Source organism: Paenibacillus sp. MDMC362 (assembly GCF_003269305.1).
Lineage (GTDB): Bacteria > Bacillota > Bacilli > Paenibacillales > Paenibacillaceae > Paenibacillus_AQ.
This window is the reverse complement of the sequence record NZ_QLYT01000019.1, coordinates 1-19,273: the sequence shown is the minus strand read 5'-3', so window position 1 is coordinate 19,273 and position 19,273 is coordinate 1. Positions and strand designations below refer to the sequence as shown.

Sequence of the window (19,273 nt, the reverse complement as noted above, 5' to 3'; positions counted from 1 at the left end):
TTGACCGTATGTTTTGTTGGCGTTTGATCACCAAGAAACAAAAAAAGGTCGAAGAACAGCGCTCTAAATGAGTCTGTTTTCGACCTTTTATCATGCATAAACCGATTGGGTGAGTCGACATCCTTTGGGGACAGCCCTATTTACGTCAACGGATCATTTCGATGGCATAGCGCTGCTATAACCGTTACCCTCGTGATTACTTCGCTTTCAAGCTTTCCCATGATTTCTGAATGCCTTCGAACAATTGGTTCTTGTCCACATTGCCTGCCACATAACCTTGCATCTGGCTGCCGAATTCATTCATGCCACCGTCAGGGAATTTGTTGAACTCCCAGCTGAGCGCTTTGTTCTCTTTGCTGTATTTCATGACATCGTTCCCCAGATCGCCAAGCGTCTCGCTGTTTGCTTCGATGCTGGTTAGTGCCGGGATGAACTTGAACTCTTCCGTAATGTAACGTTTACCGGTCTCCGAAGTGACGAGCCAGTTCAGGAATTCCTTCGCTTCATCCTTCACCTGCGATTTGTTGTTCACGACCCAGTTGTTTGGCACGCCGATCGGAAGCTTGTCATTCTCTTCGGCATTGTCATTGATCGGCATCGGCAGAAGGCCGATGTTCAGATCCGGATTGATGCCGTCGATCTGTACTTGCGTCCAGTTCCCGTTCTGGGTCATGGCCGCTTCACCGCTGGCAAAGGTCGTGATTTCCGTGTTGTAATCCGTCGTCAGCGGGTTCTTCTGGCCGTATTGGACGGTGAGGTCGAACAGTCTCATCCATTCGTCGAATTTCGCGTTGCCAACCAGCTTCTCCGTGCCTTCATTCATTCCTTTGACGAATGCATTCGGATCTTCCTGATGGGCGAACGGAATGTTCAGCAAGTGGTTGGCCAAAATCCAGGTCTCTTGGTATCCGTTCACGAATGGCGTAATACCGGCTGCCTGCAGTTTTTTGGCTGCTTCCTCAAGCTCTGTGAGCGTCTTAGGAAGCTCCGTGATTCCCGCTTTTTCAAACAAATCTTTATTGTAAATAAATCCATAACCCTCGATCGTCATCGGTTGCCCGTACAGTTTACCGTCTTTGGTCATAGGCTCTTTGGCAACGTCAACAACATCCTTCACCCATGGCTGGTCCGAGAGATCCTCAACATTCTCGAACCACGTTTCAAGATCGCGATATCCGCCAACGTTGAAAATGTCTGGTTCGTCGCCGGAAGCGAACTTCGCTTTCAGCGCCGCGCCATAATCCGAGCCGCCGCCAACCGTTTGAATGTCCAGCTTAATGCCGGGATGCTCTTTTTCGTATTCGGCTTTCAGTTTATTCAGAGCCTCGGCGATTTCGACTTTAAATTGAAAAATCTTAATCGTTTTCGTTCCGCCTTCGGCACCACCATCAGCGCCTTGATTGTCCTCATTCTTGCCGCCGCAGGCTGCAAGCAGCGTAGAGAAAGCCAGAACCATGACCAGGAGCAGCTTACCGTATTTCTTCATTGTGAATCCTCCCTTTTTTTCTTCTATAAGGATCGTGTACTGCATTTGTTGATAGCGTTTACTTTTCCAGTATAATCAACCTTTTTTCGTTAAATCAGGGATTATATTGATCTGTGAGGGGGAAGGAATTGACCGATTGACGGCTATCCCTTCACCGCTCCTTGCGTAATGCCCTCAATGATGTATTTCTGCATGGCCAGGAAGAAAATAATGACCGGCATGATCCCCAGCACCAGCGCCGGCAGAGCCAAATCCCACTGCTTGGTATATTGCCCAAAAAAGGCGAAGGTAGCAATCGGAATGGTCCGAAGCTCCGCGGACTGCAGGATCAGGGATGGCAGCAGGTAGTCATTCCATATCCATAGGGTGTTCAGGATGATGACCGTAACGAACATCGGCTTCATCAGCGGGAATACCACCCGGAAGAATACGCCGTATCCGCTGGATCCATCCACGGTTGCGGCTTCTTCGATCTCCAGCGGGATCGATTTCACGAAGCCATGGAACAGAAATACGCTTAACGGAACGCCGAAGCCCAGGTAACAGATAATGAGCCCGTACAAGCTGTTGTTAATGCCCAGCGTTGCCGTCACTTTCACGAGCGGAATCATGATCGATTGAAACGGAATGACCATCGCCGCCACAAACAGTGCAAACATGATCTGGTTAAAGCGCGTATTCCGACGAACCATCTGATACGCGGTCATCGCACTTAGCATCGCCAGCAGCAGATTGCTGGCTACCGTAACGACCAGCGAGTTCCAGAACGCCTTCGGGAAGTTGGTGATATCCCACGCCCGTGAATAATTGCTCCATTCAAGGGTGGTCGGAAGTCCTGCCGAGTCCGTCAACAGATCGCCGAAGGTTTTGACAGAGTTCACGAACAGGAAGTAGAACGGGACCAGGAAGAGCAAGGCTACGATAATCATGATGATTTCGGTGGCCATGGTGTTCAGCCGGTATTTTCTCGTGGTCTCCATTACGCCTCAACCTCCTTGCTCTTCGTGAATCGAACTTGCAGACTTGTTATGATGGCAACCACGATGAAGAAGATGACCGCCTTCGCCGTTCCAAGCCCGAGACGGTTATTCGTATAAGCCTCGTTGTAAATATTCATGGCCACCGACTCCGTGGAGCCGAACGGTCCGCCTTTAGTTAAGGATAGGTTCAAGTCGAACATTTTGAATGACCAGGAAATTGCCAGGAACAAACATACCGTAACCGCTGGCATAACGAGCGGTATAATGATAGACCGCAGCACCTGCCCTCTGCTCGCGCCGTCGATTTCGGCTGCCTCCAGGATATCCTTCGGCACGTTGTTGAGCGAGGAGATGTAAATGACCATCAGGTAACCGGCCGTCTGCCATACGAAAACGATTACAATTGCCCAAAAGGCAGTTCCCTTCGTACCGAGCCACGGCAGATTGAAGAATCCGAGGTTGGTGGCATTACCGATCGCTGCAAATCCTTTGACAAAAATAAACTGCCAGATAAAACCGAGCAGCAGGCCGCCGATGACGTTAGGCATGAAGAAAATCGTCCGGAGCACGTTCCGTGTTTTAAGCGGCTTGGTCAAAAAGTATGCCAGTAAAAATCCGAGCAGATTCGTAAGGATGACGCCAAGCACCGTAAACCGGGTTGTGAACCAGAAGGCATCACGGAATTTATCATCATTGGTAAAGATGGTAACAAAATTATCAAAGCCGACAAAGTCGATTTTGCTTGACACACCATTCCAGTTCGTGAAGGAATAATAAAGACCCAGAAGGAACGGAATGATCATGATCAGGATGAAAAAAATAGTGGAGGGTCCCACGAAAAGAAACTGCTGCAGCAGCGCCGAAGATTTTTTTCGATTCATCCCTTGATCTCCCCTTTTCGTTAAGTTGTTGTATGATGTACAGCCATTATGCGGTAACCTGTAAACAATAAACACGGAGAATCATGAACCGTTAGGTGTAAAATATTGACCATACGCGATGCCCATTCCATAAACTCAGGGGTGATCCTACATGAAATACCGCAGCATCCAGACACGGCTGATCACATTCATGCTCGCCGTCACAACCATTCCGCTTCTGCTGTCGCTATACATTACGTTTACGCATACCCGCGAGTCCGTGAAGGAGCAGACGGTGGATGAAAACATACGGCTGATTTACCAAGGAGCCACCAATCTGATGAACTATTTGCGCGTCATCGACCGCGCCTCCCTGTCCGTATATTCCGATCCCCATTTTCTGCGCAATCTTGCCCTGGATCCCGATAATCACCGGGTGGTGGCCGAGCTGTATACGACCTTGCAGGCCATTCAAACGGGCACGCAGGACGTGCATCAAATTTATCTGCACAATCATTTGACGGGACAGTCCACCCAGATATCCAGCAATCTGCCCCGCAGGGAATTCCGGCAGGCCCCTTATCGTAAAATAGAAGAGTTCGGCCCGGGCAGCACGGCCATCGAGCCCGTCCATCAGGTGCACAGTTACGGGTTCCCACCGCGGCCTGCGGACATTCTCAATTTCGAAGTGTTCACCTTCTATCGCTCCATCACCAACGTACCGTCACCCGACCAATATGCCCTTATGGCGATCGACGTGAAACTTGACAGTATTTTGGCCATTTGCGATCAGCTGTATGCCAAAGGGGAAGAACAGCTATACTTGATTGATGACAAGGGAAACATCATCTACGGTCCGGATCCGCAGCAGCGAGGGCAACGTCTGGACGACCCTGTGCTCATGGGCGAAATCGCTCAAGCGGAAAACGGTTACTACGATGGCAAAGACGCGATGATCGTTTATGAGAAGCTCGATTTGCCTTATGCGCCCTGGACGCTTGTCAAACAAATTCCGCATCAAACGCTGTACAAGCATTCGACAGAACTAACGAGCATTAATGCGATTATTGCGATATTAGCACTGTTTATTGTCATATTCGGCACACTATGGATATCCATTCGGATTACAAGACCCATTAAACAACTCACAAGCTATATGAATCAGGTGAAAACCGGGCGGCTTGACGTGGATATTGATGTTACAAGCCCGGACGAGATTGGGATTCTCTCCCGCCGATTCCGTACGATGATGGACACCATCAATAACCTGATCCTGCGTGAGTACCGGCTGGAAATCGCCAATAAGACCAATCAGCTGAAGGCACTCCAGGCGCAGATTGATCCGCATTTCCTGTACAATTCGCTCCAGTCGATCGGTACCTTAGCCCTTCAGCATAATGTGCCGCGAATCTATTCCCTGCTCTCATCCCTGGCGAATATGATGCGCTACAATATGCGCAACAGCGAGGGCAAAGTGACCCTGCAGGATGAGATCAACCATGTTCGGCTGTACCTTGAACTGCAGAAGCAGCGGTTCCGTGACCAGCTGGACATCACATGGGATTTGGATCCCGAGAGCCTTACAACTCCGGTTCCCAAGATGATCCTGCAGCCGATTGTTGAGAATTATTTTAAGCATGGCATGAATACGCATGCCGGCGTCGGCCATATATCCATATCTTCCGTCATCTCCGAAGACCGCCGCCTGATCGTCGTCGTTGAAAATAACGGGTCATCCATCGAAGAGACCGAGCTCGCTTTGATTCGCGGCAAGCTTGCGACCGCTTACGGCCACCCTGACCGGAACGATGCCGGCAATGAATCGATTGGGCTCTTAAATGTATTGATGCGATTGAACTTATACTCCGACAACAAAGCCGGATTAACGATAGAGAATGTAGCACCACACGGCGTCAAGATTACGCTCGATATCAACGCATGGGAGAGTGAACAATAGAATGAGAGTATTGATCGTAGATGACGAACAGCATGTGCGGGAGGCTATAGGGCTTCTGGCAGATTGGGAACGGCATGGCATCACGGAAATTGATCAGGCCGCTGACGGGGAGGAAGCGGTCCGCTTAATCGAGGAGAACAAACCGCAAATTGTCATGACCGACATGCGAATGCCCCGTAAAAACGGACTGGAGCTGCTTACCTGGCTCCATACCACGAAACCGGATATTAAAGTCCTCGTTATTAGCGGATATGATGATTTTGAATATGTGCGTCATACGATCCGTTCGGGAGGCATTGATTATATTCTTAAGCCCGTTGAACCGGACAGCCTGAACGAAGCGCTGGCCAAAGCGGTTCAAACCTGGCAGCTCGAGGAAGAGAAGCGGCAGCAGATTACTAACCAGAATATCGAAATGAATCAGATGACCCCTTTCTATATGGACCGCCTGCTCTCGGATCTGGTGAACGGCTACGGTAACAGGGACAGCGTGGTTTCTCAATTGCGGAACCGGATGAAGCTGCCGGTAACCGGCATGATCTATAACGTTGCCGTCCTACGCGATGATCAATTTGACGAAGCTTTGCTGTCCAAATTCCGCAACAGGCGCCATCTGCTATCCTTCACGCTCATCAATATTTGCAATGAGCTGTTGATGGATCAGGGAGTTGCCTTTCGACATATCGACAAGCCCGGGGAAATCATGATCCTCTGTTGGAATCCGCGGCTTCCCTTTAACGACGTGCTGGATCGAATCAATGACGGGTTCTTCTCCACCCTTCGCAGGCGGAGCCATTTCGGTGCCGCCAAAGCAGGCGCCTTTCCCGATGACCTGCCAAAGGCTTATCTAAATGCCGTCCAAGCCTTGTGCAGCCGCAATCTATTAACCGGCAAATCCCGTATCCATCGCGAACGCGCCGTTGAAAGCGAAGGCTCGCGCACCCTGCGGCTCTCCTCTTACGAGGAGAAATTCAAGCTGGCCGCGCTTAGCGGGAGCAAGGAACGCATAGAGGCAGCCACGGATGAATGGCTGCACGATGTAAGAGAGAGAGATCTCGTATCGCCGGAGCATCTGGCGAGATGGAATTCGGAGTGGGACTGGATCCAGTATCATTGGACGGAAAATGAAGTGAGAAGCACGCAGGAGCCCGTCGAAGACGCTGAAATCTCGCAGGACCTCCCCTCCCAGCTTCCTTACAGCGAGGAGGGAATGATCTGCTGGGATCGCTGGCGCGAACAGATCAGCGGAAGGCTGTATGCAGCATCCCGGGTTCTAACCCAGATTCATTCCAAGGACAGTCACATCATTCATGATATTGCCCACTATTTGGAGCAGCACTATCATGAGGAGATTTCCCTTCAGCAAATTGCGGGGAAGTTCTTTCTTAGCAGGGAATACATTTCGCGAAAATTCAAGCAGGAATTCGGCGTAACGCTATCGGATTTTCTCGGGCGGATTCGTATCGACAAAGCCAAAACGCTGCTGCTCAACCCCCAGATCCGGATCGCCCAAATCGCGGAGATGGTCGGTTACCAGGATGAGAAATATTTCAGCAAAGTGTTCAAAAAGATGGAGGGTTTCACGCCCAACGAATACCGCAAGAAACCTATGAGTTAATGAAGGGGCGATGCCCCTTTCTTGGCTGCTGGCTCGATATTCATTCTTTTGGGTATATTCTATATATTCCAGAATGATATCAGGAGGAGATTATATTGTTCCGCAACAACCCGTACCGCTGGTGGAACCTGCTGTTTTTCGCCGGTATAATCGCCGTGAATATGTTATCAGGCATGCTGCCGCTTGGCGGCAGAACGACCGGGGAGATATCGGATATGTATTATACAGCGATCACTCCCGCAGGGTATGCCTTTTCCATATGGTCCGCCATCTATGTGCTGCTGTTCTTTTTTGTCATCTATCAGCTGCGGCGTGACACCGGGAACCGCGATTCGGTAAAATCCATCGGTCCATGGTTTATCCTCAGCTGCGTATTTAATATGGCATGGCTTATATTGTGGCACTATTTGTATATCGAATGGTCTGTCGCGGTGATGTTCTTGCTGCTGTTAACCCTATGGGTTCTATATGTCCGCACGCATACCATCGACTATCCGACGTCAGGAGAAAAGTTTTGTCTGAAATTGCCGTTCAGCCTATATATCGGCTGGGTGAGCCCCGCCTTTATTGTCAACGTCGGGATCGTGTTTCAGAAGAATGACTGGAGCCTTTTCGGCCTGCGCGAAATCACTTTAGGGATTGTGCTGCTCTGCATCGGTGCATTACTCGCCATATGGATCGGCCAGCGTTACCGGGACAGCATCGTGCCGCTGGTCTTCACCTGGGCTTACATCGCCATCGCGGCCGAGCATCGGGAGTCCGACAGCATCTTAATGAGCGCCTTTGTACTCTCTATCGTCCTGTTTGTATATGCCATATGGCTCTTCTTCACGCGCAATCGGAGAAGATCTCGATATTAAACCGAGCTTAACGAAAAGTCTCCCTTGCTCGTCTATGAGAACAGTTCGCACCCTTTTCAATATCGCTTTATTACAATAGGGAATAAAAAAAAGGGAGCTTTGCCTTCATTGGCAAAGCTCCCTTTCACATGTGATCATATCGCTTATGGCTTAACGGCGATCACTTCAATTTCAACCAGTCCGTCCTTCGGCAAACGAGCAACCTCAACGGCGCTGCGAGCAGGGTAGGGCTCGGAGAAGAAGCTTCCGTACACTTCGTTAACCGCTGCAAAATCATTCATATCCTTCAAGAATACGGTGGTTTTCACCACATGGTTGAGGCTTGTCCCGGCTGCTTCAAGGATCGCCTTCACGTTGCTAAGAGACAGCTTCGCCTGTTCCTGAACTCCCTCGCCGAATTCACCCGTTTCCGGATTCAGGCCGAGCTGGCCTGAGGTATAGACGAACCCGTTGATTTCTACAGCTTGGCTGTAAGGTCCGATAGCTCCCGGTGCTTTGTTGGTCGATATGATCTGTTTACTCATTTTCTGTCACCCTCTCTATGTATTCCTATCTGTGTACATTGTAATCTGCCACGGATGCTCTGGCAAATTTATTCAGCGGCCTCGCCGAGAGCATGAATGACTTCATTGGTGTATACATGGTGGCCTTTCATATCCGTTAAGCCGATATTCACCATCGACTTCGCTACTTTCCGCGCTGGTATGGCCCGATATGGAGCCAGCTTCGGACCTTTGAATGCAAAGTCGAGGGAAGTCATGAGAACCGATGCCACCCGCTCTCCAAACCGTCGCTCGGACCGATCGCCCAGCAATAATGACGGTCTGAACAGGTGCAGCCCCCGAAAGCCAATCCCGGCCAGTTGCTCTTCAACCTCACCCTTGGTACGTAGATAGAAATTACGAACCTTCGGATTAGCGCCTGCGGAGCTGACCGCTATAAATTGTCTCACCCCATGCCGCTTAGCCAGCTCCGCTGTCTTGATGACATAATCCATATCCACTTTACGGAACTGCTGCTGGGATCCCGCTTTCCTGATCGTGGTTCCCAGGCAGCAATACACGCTATGGACGCCAGAAAAAGCATCGCTGTATCGATCCAGTTGATCCCATTCCACCAAGATGGGCTTCAGCTGGGGATGCGTTATATCAGGAAGACTTCGTACCAGCACGCGAACCTCTTCAAGCTCCTCGCGCCCCAGCAGTTCTTCGGTTACCATGCGCCCCACTAGCCCTGTGGCCCCGACTACGAGTGCAACCATTCCCACCTCGCCCCCTCCCTCCGTTCATGATATAAAATATGAATGACATGGAAAGAAGGGACCGCCCAGCAGCGTCTGCAAAATGATCGCCGGCACCCCTTCCCATGTAGCCGCCATCAATGTTTGCGCTGGTGCGAAACCTGTTTGCGCGGCTTATGAATAACCTGGACAGCCTTAATGTTGATACACTCCTTCGATGTCTTCAAATGGGCTGATCAAACTTCCTTTTGACCTCATTCTACACCGCATCGGACCCAAGTCAATATGACATTTTAAATATAAAACTCACATGAAATTCTCATGGCTCAGGGCCTGGACATCCAAATTTAAAAAGGCAAAAAAAGAGCGCAAATCAGGCTCGATTAGCACTCTTTCTCCAAGCGGTTATGAAGCTGGTCAGCGGTTTCCACTCCCTGCGAAGCCAGCCGGAGGATTCGGCAGTTTCCTCCGCCATAAGCCCCGCGGTGGACGATCCCGCCTGCTGACTGTCTGTGACAGGGAGAACTTCCTCATTCATCATCTCATAGTATCCCAAATGATAGGTGCTGACCATGTCTCCGTGTAAGGTAAACACCTTGCCGTCACGAATATCGATCACCTTGCCAGTCACAACCCGGGACTCCAACATGATTCGTTCTGCCTCCCTTATCGTCCTTTAGACTAGTCGCGGTATCTTGCACTCCAATCGGTATATTCACGCTCCGCCGCATCCTTCGTATGTCCGTAACGTTCCTGCAGCTTGCCAACCAATTTATCCTTCTGGCCGTCGATCACATCAAGATCGTCATCCGTCAATTTGCCCCATTGCTTCTTCGCTTCACCTTTCATCTGTTTCCATTTCCCTTTAAATACGTTGCTATCCATAAATATCAGCTCCTCATAGAGTAATGAATGATGAAATGTAGAATTGCCTGTACTTGTGTATACCCCTCAGGAGTTTCTATGAATCCTGGCAAAGGATGTCACCGCGAAGTTTCAGTCCTTGCATTGACCCTCAAAGTCCAAAGCATTCAAAAAGCTGTCTCCATGGGCTTCAGCAGCTCCACGGGACAGCTTCATTTGTTCATTCATATATGTGTATGAAACGGCCTGATCACCCTTTCAGTTTGATGACCGCTCCCTCCCTTTCCCTCTCCTTGCCCTTTTCCTCTTCTTTATCTTCCCCAACCAAGTCTCTGGCGGAAGCTTTGAATTCGGACAACGTGCGGCCCACCGCCCGGCCAAGCTCCGGCAGCTTGGAAGGACCGAACAGAATGAGCACGACAATCAGGATCATCATCAATCCGACAAAGCCGACATTTTGAAACATAGAACCCAACTCCTTTAATATGTGATGGTGACCGTTCATTTGAAAGCCAGCGGTTATTCGATCAGCCGACTTCGTGTAACCAAAACATTTTACTTTTTCTTATCCTTGCCGGGGTATACGGCTACGGCTTCAATCTCAATTAACCAATCGGCATTCACGAGGCTCGCTACTCCCACGGTAGAACGCGCAGGCTTCACGGGGTTCTCCTTCGTATTGAAAAACTGGGCGTATGCGTCAAACCAGCCGGTATAATCAAAAGCTCCGTTCTTGGCTGCATCCGGGGTTAAGTACACTCTCAAATAGACGACATCCTTCATCGTCAGTCCCTGCTCCTTCAGCTGTTTCTCGATCTCCTTCAAGATGCCGACCCCTTGGGTTTTGGTATCGCCATAGCGCTCATAAACCGTCTTGCCATCCTTGTTCAGCAAGGGCGGAACCGTCCCGCTTGTATAAAGATAGGAAGCTCCTTCGGGTACGATAACCCCGCTGGAAATGGAGGAAGTAGGACTGCCGTAAAATTTTGGGGCGGGTGAAGCTTTGGACGGCTTTTTAGAGGCGGAAGAGCTGTCGGCATACGCCGCGGTTACACTCACCGCACTGATCAGCATCGCCAGCACCAGGATCGTCTTCAGTTGATTTTTCATGGAATCGTCTCCCTTCGATTTACGCTTTCATTACGCGTTGATGGATGTCGGTTACGACCTCGCGGGCGGACTCAATGGACCCTGCTTGCCAAGCCGTGATGTAGCTGATGTGCTCCCCTGCCAAGTAAATACGGTTATCCGGCTTGCAGAGGGTAGGGTAATAGGTTTTCCTGTCGTTGGCGGAATAGGATACCCAGCCGCCTTCTTGGTATTTGGTCTTTTTCCAGTCGATGGAGAAGGATGCCTCGAACTCCTTCGGATACTGCGGATGAATCTTGGCGCCTTGCGTCAGCGCAAGTCGCTCGCGTTCGGCATACGACATGGCCCCGATTTTATCGGCAGTGCCCCCGTATGCGTAATAGCCGAGCAGAATCCCCTTCTTTCCAAAATAGTCTGTCGGAGGGTAGTAGATTTGCGTAATGTCCATATTCGTCAAGCTGCTGCCGCCATATAAATATTCATCTTCTTCCCAGAAACGTCGTTTAAACTGCAGGCCGATTTTACCTGCGGAAGCGTAGCCGACGCTGCTGATCGCCTTGGACATCTCCGGGGAGAAATCGGCCGGGATCTTTTTCAATACCGTCAACGGTATGGTGCAAATGCAATAATCGCCGCGGATTTCTTGGTCTTTGGCGGAATGGCCGTCCGTGTACACGATCCGCACTCCGGAAGAGGACTGGCGAATTTCCTTCACCTCTGCCCGATACTTGATCCGGTTGCCGATTCTTTTCTCAAATGCCTTGACGATGGCGTCCATGCCGCCTACGGGATGAAACATCATCATCTGCTGATCGTAACCGTACTCGTTGCTGAAATATTTGCCGAAGCCGGAATTGATGATCGCCTTCAAATCGAATGGATCCCGGAGCACACCGGCATCCAGGCGGCTTCCCGGCTCATCCTTATACCCGCCGCGCTCGGACCCCTTGTAGAACAGATCCGGATTCAGATCTCCTTCGACCTTCAGATAATCCACCAGCTTCAGCTTCTCTTCCGCTGTCAGCGGCAGATCCAACGCATTTTGATTCACGGCTTTGGCCAACATCTCGGCCACATAACCGCGCACGTCGGCTTTGGCTGCACGCTTGGGGACGCGCTGCCCGGATAAAGCTCCCACGTTCTCGTTATAGTAGTAGCCGCTCTCATTCACATTGTTGAATGGCTCGATGGCTACGCCAAACTTCTTGCAATAATCCAGCGTGACGTGAAACTGCGGGATCCGCATCGGGCCTGCATTGAAGTACAGCCCGTTATCAAAGCGGGAAGTCTGACGGCCGAATCCGATCTCCGCAACGGAGGTTCCTTTGCGGATCGTCCAGTTGCGCCCGCCGGCAAAGCTCTTCGCTTCCAATATCGTGCAGTCGTAACCTGCCAGGCCGAGTTCATACGCTGCCGTCAAACCCGCGATTCCTGCGCCGAGAATAATAATCTTCTTGCCGCCGCGGCCGCTTAGATTCAGGTCATTTTTTCCGGGAGGCGTATATTCCGCTGCTTTCAACGTTTCCGGCGTAAGGAGCCCCATCGTACCCATCAAGCTGAAGACGGCGACAGATCCGCCCACCTTGCCAACAGTCGTCAGAAATTGCCTCCGGGTCATCTCTTTTGGTTCTTTTGTAGCCACCCTCGTTCACTCCTTCGCTAGTTTGTGATTGGATTCATGAGCCGATCTTAGCAGAGAAAACAAGGTTTGGCTTAAATTTTGTTAGGTTTTCTTACATAGTTTTTTTATTTTTGAAAAATGATTGCTTTTTCACCTTCTTTTTCATAAAATCATGTCATAAATCCTTCCAAACAAAATGGAATTGCCAAAATTATTGCCGTTTTTATCTTCTTCGGTTTTAATCCCAAGCCAGGAACAATAGCTAAGGGTTAACAATACTTACATAGGAGGTAAAGATCATGGAGAGTAAGGTGATGAGTATTGGGGTTGTTTGCGAACTGACCGGCTTGACGGAACGACAAATTCGGTATTACGAGGAACGTAAGCTTATATTTCCGGAGCGTACGAAGGGAGGGAATCGTCGATATTCATTTGAGGATGTGAAAAGCATTCAGGAGATCCATCAAAAAATGCAGGAGGGATTTAATACATTTGAACTGAAGGAATTGAACAAAACGAAAAAACAGCGCTGCACGCCCATCTTCCGATGATGACCAAAGGAGTGACGAAGCCTATGGAGTTCAAGAGTACCATGACGCTGCTCGAGCACATCGCCGAACTTAGAAAACGAATCCTGCTGGTAGCTGCTGTCTTCATCCTGAGCATGGCGGTAGGCCTGATTGCCGCCCCCCATGTGTTATCCATGTTAAAGCATCACTCGCCGGCCTTTCAGGTAACCTGGAACGTGTTCTCGCCTTGGGACGGACTGCGCATCTATATGAGCATAAGCATCGTATTATCGCTGCTTCCTACCCTGCCGTTTGCCCTTTATCAAATATGGCTGTTCGTCAATCAGGGACTGAATAACCGCGAGCAGAGTGCGGCCCTTCGTTTTATCCCTTTCTCCGCATTATGTTTTCTTATAGGGGTTGCCTTTGCGTACTATGTCGTTTTTCCGATGAGTCTTGCTTTTACGACAGGAATCAACGGTCAGATGGACCTTGTCGAAACGTATGGCGTCGCCCAGTACTTCGGATTCATGTTCAATATCATCATCCCGCTCTCCCTTGCCTTCGAGCTGCCCGTGGTCGTCCTGTTTCTGACGCGAATAGGAATATTAAGTCCGGCTATCCTGCATACGATGAGGCGCTATGCCTACGTCGTTCTGGTGATCATTGCGGCGCTGATCTCGCCGCCTGATCTCGTATCTCACCTTATGGTTGCCATCCCGCTCATCGGTCTGTATGAGATCAGCACATGGCTGGCAAGCTGGATGCATCGCAAACAGAAGCATGTGAATCATGAAGTAAGCACAGAAATCGATACGGCTCACCAGATGATCTAATTTCCGTATTCATTCCCGGCCGACTCACGGAGCAGCGCGAGAATCGAAAACAATTTATTGGCTGCTCTAGGGCCCGTGATATTTCAACGACAGGCGCACAAAAAAGAGGCCGTTTACCTGCACAGGTACGGTCTCCTTCTCTCCTATCCATAGAATCAGCTGCGATTCCCTGCTTATTACCACTAGCGAATCGTAATAACCTTCTTCTCCGCTTTCATATATTTAACGAATATGCCCGCATAATCAGGGTCCCACTGGGTTCCCCTGCCGGCTTCCAGTATGTTCAAGGCGTCCGCCGATTTCATGCCGCTGCGGTACGGCCTGTCCGATGTCATGGCATCATAAGCATCGGCCACGGCAATAATCCGTCCAAACAACGGAATCTCATTCCCCTTCAACCCGTCAGGGTACCCGGCTCCATCATAGCGCTCATGGTGGGACCGCACCCCTTCCAGATAAGGAGCCATGGCATCGGCAGGCTCGATCTGCAGCAGAATGTTCTCTCCTTGAGCCGGGTGGGCCTTTACCTGATCGAACTCCTCTGCCGTCAGTTTCCCTTCCTTCAGCAAAATATTGTCCCGAACCCCGATCTTGCCGATATCATGCAGCAATGCCGTCTTGTGCAACAGATCAACCTGCTCTTCGCTGAGTCCCGCCAGACGGCCGATTAACACCGAATACTCCGCTACCCGAAGCGAATGCCCGGCCGTGTAAGGATCTCTGGCATCCAGCGCCGCTGCCAGGGCGGCAAAATAACTATCCAGCAGCTTGCGGTTCCGCTCCTCGCGCACCTGCAGCCCGCGAACCATCATATTGAAACCCGCGATGAGATTGGAAAATTCATCAGAATAGAGATTGGAGGTCTGAATCAGACGCCCCTCCTTAATCTCATTCATCGCCCGGTACAGCTGCCGGATCGGCCGCTGTAAATCCTGGGTCAAGAGCCAGGCGCCGATATAAGCAAAACCGACGCCAAGCAGCAATATAAATCCCGCCCAACCCCAGTACTGCTGAGCTACGATCTGACTGAGCCCCTCCAGACGAATCTGGACCGCCAGACTAAACAGAAACAGCGGAAAAGTGCCGATTAACATCGTGCTGAGCAAAAATTTTGTGCGAATCGCCATGAATACATGACCCTCAAGGGAGAAATCCACGCCATACCGAGATAACGCCTGTCGCCGAATCTCCTTGATCAAAGGGCGAATGGCGGCTATCGTGAGGAAAAATTCGATCATGGCATGACAGCTGGCTAGCAGGACCGCCCCCAGGCAAGCCAGCCATATATAGAACGGCGGAAAATTCAGTTTGCCCTGCTCCATCATCGATACCGTCAGCAGAATGGCCGGAAGCGACAAGCCGAGCAGATGAGGTCCGAATATACGGTATACCGCCAAACGCGGCATGCGGTGTATGCTCAAATATGCTTTTTCCAACGTTTCCAAATCCGGATGGCCTTCATTAAACCCCGCGTGAATCGGTCGTAAATGCCGAAGAAAGACGGTCAGCTCGGACGCAATCATCACCATGAAGGAAATGGTCAGTATAACCACCAGGCGAGCGCCTTCCTCAATAGGAATTTCCAAAGTCGTTACCATTAATACGCCACCCACAACAAGCACAGCTGCAATGGACCCGATCATATAGTTCCGGATTAGCTGTTTAAGAAAAGACTTATACAGTTGCATCGTTCGCCTACTTTCATTAACAGATGATAAACATCGGCAAGGCAGGTGTGAATCCGAACGTATTCGACATGATGCTACAACTTAAGATCCCAACAGCAGAATTTGCAAGAAAAAACTGTTAATATGAATATCGTTGGATTTCGGAAAAAAATCAAGCGTTTTTACACGATATTCTAATGCTCATTTGAATATCTTTGCTTACTGCGGACACTTGTGCTATAATAAGTAATTGTTACATGAAGTTTAACCCCGTTAGTTCCTCGAAACATGGTTTTTTACATCTCTTTTGAAGTGCAAATTCCTATTTTATGACCCTAAGAGTAAGAGTTTTATGGAACGATTTCTGATTCACACTGGCGCGGTCATCGGAGCCGCAAGGACGAAAGAGAGGCAGGGCTTTTGTCGTTTTAGAAGCAAAGATTCTTGAAAATACTTCAAATACGGAACCGACTGTACAGCCGTTATTGGCCGTCAGGGGTTAAATTTTATATGTGCTTTCTAGCGCTCAATCAAGGACTCGGCCTTTGGCCGGGTCCTTTTCCATGTTACGCTGCCCTTTCGTTTGTCGAATCCTTAAAAGACCAGTGACAGCCGCCTAAACGGCTGCATATGATACCGGAGACGATGAGTATTCGGAAGGAGCGTGTTGTTTTGAAGAAAAAGAAGAAAAGCCCATCATCTTCCTCTTCCCAGCCCTACAGGTTAGATCCCACTACGAGGGAACTCGATCTGCTCGAGCGAAATAAAGGACGCAGCCCAAAAAAAGATAAAGATGCCCACATTCTTTCAGCAGCAACCATTATGAATCTGGATGAGGATCTTATCGGCATCATGGAATTAAAACAAGAAGAAAACAAACTAAACAAAGAAAACACCCCCTTATCGAGATCTGACGAAGCTTTCAGCTTACCAACAGAAGAGGCTGTAGCCGCTGATACCCCGACCGTGCCTACCGATCCCCCCTCTCTTCCCGAGATGGAGATCGAGCATGTGCAGTTGATCTTGGAGAAGGAAATGCCTGAACTTAAGGGCGCATTCATATATACAGAGGACATAGGGGAATATGCGGTAACCGAAAGCCGGATCGCTTCGAGAGCGGTCACAGCATCCAAGCTGTCGCGTGGTGCCGTTGGGCCTGAAGCCATACAAGACTACAGCATCACCAGTCTGCACCTTGCCGACGAAGCCGTAACCTCAGGAAAAATTGCGCCATTATCGGTCACGGGTGAACATCTAATGGATGGCATCTTATCTACGCGCAAGTTTCGAGACGGTTCCGTGAATGCCAGCAAAATCAAGGATGGCAGTATAACCTCGCAGAAGTTGGCAGACCACGCCGTAGTAAGCGACAAAATCGCGGATGGGGCTATTACCGCGCGTCATCTTCAACAGCTTCTCGTGACAAGCGACCTGCTCGAAGACCAAGCAGTTCGAGGAGACAAAATCGCATCCAGCGCCGTAGAAACCCGACATCTCGCTAATGAGAGCGTCCATAGCTCCAAGCTTGCAGAGGATGCAGTTACTTCGACCAAAATCCGTGAAGGTGCCGTAACAGGGAAAAAAATTGCCGATGATGCCATCTCGGGGTCCCACATCAAACCGCAAAGCATCGAAAGTAAGCATTTGGCCAGCGAAGCCGTAACTGCGGAGCATATTGCTGCCGGCAGCATCGGGTCAGACCTAATTGCAGATGGTGCCATCAACGCCGGACATATTGAGGAAGGCTCGCTCAGCGCCCGCCACTTAGCGGACGGAGCCATAGGATCAGAGCAAATCCGGGCTGGCTCTATCGGTTCCGATCAGATCAGCATCAACGCCGTATCCGCCCGCCATCTGGCGGATTCCAGTGTCACAAGCTCCAAGCTTGCCGATCAATCCGTCCATACGGTGAAGCTGGTGGAACAGGCGGTGACGGCTTCGAAAATCGCGGATCAGAGCATACTTCCTAACAAAATTGCCAATGAAGCCGTCCAAACGCGCCATCTGGCTAAAGATACGGTGGAATCAGACCAAATTGCATCGGATGCCATTCAAACCCGGCATCTCGCTGCGGATGCAGTAAGCGCCGAGCACATTGCCGAGGGCAGCATCTTACCTAAGCATTTCGCGCCTCAAAGCGTCATAGGGAGCGCCATTCATCCCAAAACGATAGCGGAGCAGCATCTGGCTGACGGAGCGATCGGAAAACAGCATCTTCAGCCGGCATCCGTCGGAGAAGAGACGCTGGCCCCTGAGAGCGTGACGAGCCAAAAGCTTGCGCTTGGATCGGTTGGGGGAGCCATTATTGCTAAGCATGGCGTAACTTCCGGCAATATTGCCAGTGAGGCCATTCAGCAGCAGCATCTGTCAGGAGGCAGTGTAGGTGCCGAAGCTCTGCAAAACGGTGCGGTTCGCGAGCAGCATCTGGCCGACGGCTCTATTGCCAGCCGCCATCTGCAGAAGGGAAGCGTACGGACTCAAGCGCTCGCCCAGGGTGCGGTAACGACAGATAAAATTGCCGCAGGCAGCATCGTAGAGTCCTCGATCGGCGATGGGGTTATTGCGCCTCGACATTTGGGGGACCATGCCGTAACCTCACCGAAGCTTTCTCCGGAAAGCGTGTCCACCGATAAACTGACAGACCTTGCCGTAACTTCTAATAAACTGGCTGAGAGCAGTGTCTCTGCTGGCAAAATAGCTCCAAAGGCTGTTCAATCCACTCATCTCTCGCCAAGTGCGGTGACTTCCGAAGCGATTCAGAACAAGGCCGTTACTTCGGAGAAAATCGCTCCGCAAGCCGTAGAGGGGGCACATTTGGGACTGGAATCCATCCTGGGCAAACATATCGTGCAGGAAGCCATTCATGGCTACCACTTGAAGAAAAAATCCATCACGTTAAGCCATTTGGCCGATGAAAGCCGCTCGGCGGAAGCGCTGTTTGCCGACGGCAGCATACCAGGCGTAAAAATCGGATCACAATCAATAACAGAAGCCCATCTCTCGCCTTCGTCGGTCTCGGGAGCCGCACTGCAAGCGAACGCTGTGAGTGGTGACAAGATCAAGCCTCTTTCCATTTCAGCAGTGCATCTGCAAGGAGCAAGCGTCCAGTCTGACCATCTGGGCGTGGATATTGTGAAGTCACAGCATATGGATGAAGGATCGGTGACTGGCCGCCATCTTGCTTCCGGCTCTGTCCATGCCCGGCACATTCAAGCCGAGAGCATAGAGTCCACACATATTACGAACGAGGCCGTCCTTCCTGAGCATATCGCCGGAGAATCGATCCAGAGCGGACACCTTGCCGAAGGCGCTGTGAGCTCCAAGCATATTGAATTATTCTCGATTCAAAGCCATCACCTGGCGCCGTACTCGATCAACGCAGCGCATCTCGGAAATCTGTCTGTCGGTCATATCCACCTGCAGCCAGACAGCGTAGGCGTCGATCAATTGCAGCCGGGGGCCGTAAAATCGAGACAGCTGGCGGAGGGTGCCGTTCTTCCCCATCACCTGCAAATTTCCAGCATCGGTTCGCAGCATATTGAAGCCGGGGCAATCACAACGGAACTTGTGCAAGACGGTGGAATTACAGGCAGCAAGATTGCTGACGCCTCCATCACCGGCAAGCACGTTGCTGAAGGTTCGCTTACCGGAGCCCAGATTGCCGACGGGACCATCGGCAGCAGGCA

General features: G+C 50.6%; 17 protein-coding genes. 6 read left to right on the top strand and 11 right to left on the bottom strand.

The window, feature by feature from the left end; all coding sequences use genetic code 11:
* Positions 1-196: 196 nt before the first annotated feature.
* The 3 genes from DP091_RS09890 to DP091_RS09880 form a co-directional block, all read right to left on the bottom strand.
* A complete protein-coding gene (locus tag DP091_RS09890) occupies positions 197-1,486 on the bottom strand; it encodes an ABC transporter substrate-binding protein (RefSeq protein WP_071222082.1) in 1,290 nt (429 codons plus the stop codon).
* 143 nt (positions 1,487-1,629) lie between these two features.
* Positions 1,630-2,466, bottom strand: coding sequence for a carbohydrate ABC transporter permease (locus DP091_RS09885; RefSeq protein ID WP_113058173.1), 837 nt, complete (start codon positions 2,464-2,466; stop codon positions 1,630-1,632).
* Positions 2,466-3,347, bottom strand: a complete 882-nt coding sequence (locus DP091_RS09880; RefSeq protein ID WP_071222084.1) for a carbohydrate ABC transporter permease — start codon at positions 3,345-3,347, stop codon at positions 2,466-2,468. Before DP091_RS09880 ends, DP091_RS09885 begins: the two co-directional genes overlap by 1 nt.
* 151 nt (positions 3,348-3,498) lie before the next feature.
* Here DP091_RS09880 and DP091_RS09875 point away from each other — a divergent pair, with 151 nt between their 5' ends.
* The 3 genes from DP091_RS09875 to DP091_RS09865 all read left to right on the top strand — a co-directional run bounded on the left by DP091_RS09875 (position 3,499) and on the right by DP091_RS09865 (position 7,761).
* Positions 3,499-5,283 (top strand): cache domain-containing sensor histidine kinase, encoded by a 1,785-nt coding sequence (locus DP091_RS09875; RefSeq protein WP_113058172.1) that lies wholly within the window; start codon positions 3,499-3,501, stop codon positions 5,281-5,283.
* A 1-nt stretch (position 5,284) separates the two neighbouring features.
* On the top strand, positions 5,285-6,901 hold the full coding sequence (locus DP091_RS09870; RefSeq protein ID WP_113058171.1) for a response regulator: 1,617 nt from the start codon (positions 5,285-5,287) through the stop codon (positions 6,899-6,901).
* A gap of 95 nt (positions 6,902-6,996) precedes the next feature.
* Positions 6,997-7,761, top strand: a complete 765-nt coding sequence (locus tag DP091_RS09865; protein ID WP_113058170.1) for a tryptophan-rich sensory protein — start codon at positions 6,997-6,999, stop codon at positions 7,759-7,761.
* 143 nt (positions 7,762-7,904) lie between these two features.
* On the opposite strand, the gene DP091_RS09860 is transcribed toward DP091_RS09865, so the two are convergent.
* The 7 genes from DP091_RS09860 to DP091_RS09825 form a co-directional block, all read right to left on the bottom strand.
* Positions 7,905-8,285 (bottom strand): RidA family protein, encoded by a 381-nt coding sequence (locus DP091_RS09860; RefSeq protein WP_113058169.1) that lies wholly within the window; start codon positions 8,283-8,285, stop codon positions 7,905-7,907.
* A 68-nt stretch (positions 8,286-8,353) separates the two neighbouring features.
* Positions 8,354-9,028 (bottom strand): NAD(P)H-binding protein, encoded by a 675-nt coding sequence (locus DP091_RS09855; RefSeq protein WP_113058168.1) that lies wholly within the window; start codon positions 9,026-9,028, stop codon positions 8,354-8,356.
* A gap of 346 nt (positions 9,029-9,374) precedes the next feature.
* Positions 9,375-9,650 carry a hypothetical protein gene (locus tag DP091_RS09845; protein ID WP_113058167.1) on the bottom strand — a complete coding sequence of 92 codons (276 nt, stop codon included), beginning with the start codon at positions 9,648-9,650 and terminating at the stop codon, positions 9,375-9,377.
* Between the two features lie 32 nt (positions 9,651-9,682).
* Positions 9,683-9,886 carry a CsbD family protein gene (locus DP091_RS09840; RefSeq protein WP_071222090.1) on the bottom strand — a complete coding sequence of 68 codons (204 nt, stop codon included), beginning with the start codon at positions 9,884-9,886 and terminating at the stop codon, positions 9,683-9,685.
* A 229-nt stretch (positions 9,887-10,115) separates the two neighbouring features.
* Positions 10,116-10,331 carry a twin-arginine translocase TatA/TatE family subunit gene (locus tag DP091_RS09835; RefSeq protein WP_071222091.1) on the bottom strand — a complete coding sequence of 72 codons (216 nt, stop codon included), beginning with the start codon at positions 10,329-10,331 and terminating at the stop codon, positions 10,116-10,118.
* An 89-nt stretch (positions 10,332-10,420) separates the two neighbouring features.
* Positions 10,421-10,975: a RidA family protein gene (locus tag DP091_RS09830; RefSeq protein WP_113058166.1), complete on the bottom strand. Its 555-nt coding sequence runs from the start codon at positions 10,973-10,975 to the stop codon at positions 10,421-10,423.
* A gap of 19 nt (positions 10,976-10,994) precedes the next feature.
* On the bottom strand, positions 10,995-12,596 hold the full coding sequence (locus DP091_RS09825; protein ID WP_113058165.1) for a flavin monoamine oxidase family protein: 1,602 nt from the start codon (positions 12,594-12,596) through the stop codon (positions 10,995-10,997).
* Positions 12,597-12,874: 278 nt separating this feature from the next.
* Here DP091_RS09825 and DP091_RS09820 point away from each other — a divergent pair, with 278 nt between their 5' ends.
* Positions 12,875-13,126 carry a MerR family transcriptional regulator gene (locus tag DP091_RS09820; RefSeq protein ID WP_071222093.1) on the top strand — a complete coding sequence of 84 codons (252 nt, stop codon included), beginning with the start codon at positions 12,875-12,877 and terminating at the stop codon, positions 13,124-13,126.
* Positions 13,127-13,149: 23 nt separating this feature from the next.
* Positions 13,150-13,920: a twin-arginine translocase subunit TatC gene (gene tatC, locus DP091_RS09815; protein ID WP_113058164.1), complete on the top strand. Its 771-nt coding sequence runs from the start codon at positions 13,150-13,152 to the stop codon at positions 13,918-13,920.
* Between the two features lie 182 nt (positions 13,921-14,102).
* Here the strand turns inward: tatC and DP091_RS09810 are convergent, their stop codons facing one another.
* Complete coding sequence (locus DP091_RS09810; RefSeq protein ID WP_113058163.1) at positions 14,103-15,608, bottom strand: HD-GYP domain-containing protein; 1,506 nt, start codon at positions 15,606-15,608, stop codon at positions 14,103-14,105.
* A gap of 651 nt (positions 15,609-16,259) precedes the next feature.
* On the opposite strand from DP091_RS09810, the gene DP091_RS09805 reads away from it, so the two are divergent.
* The coding region (locus tag DP091_RS09805) for a hypothetical protein (RefSeq protein WP_181469769.1) at positions 16,260-19,273 on the top strand (3,014 nt) is incomplete at its 3' end.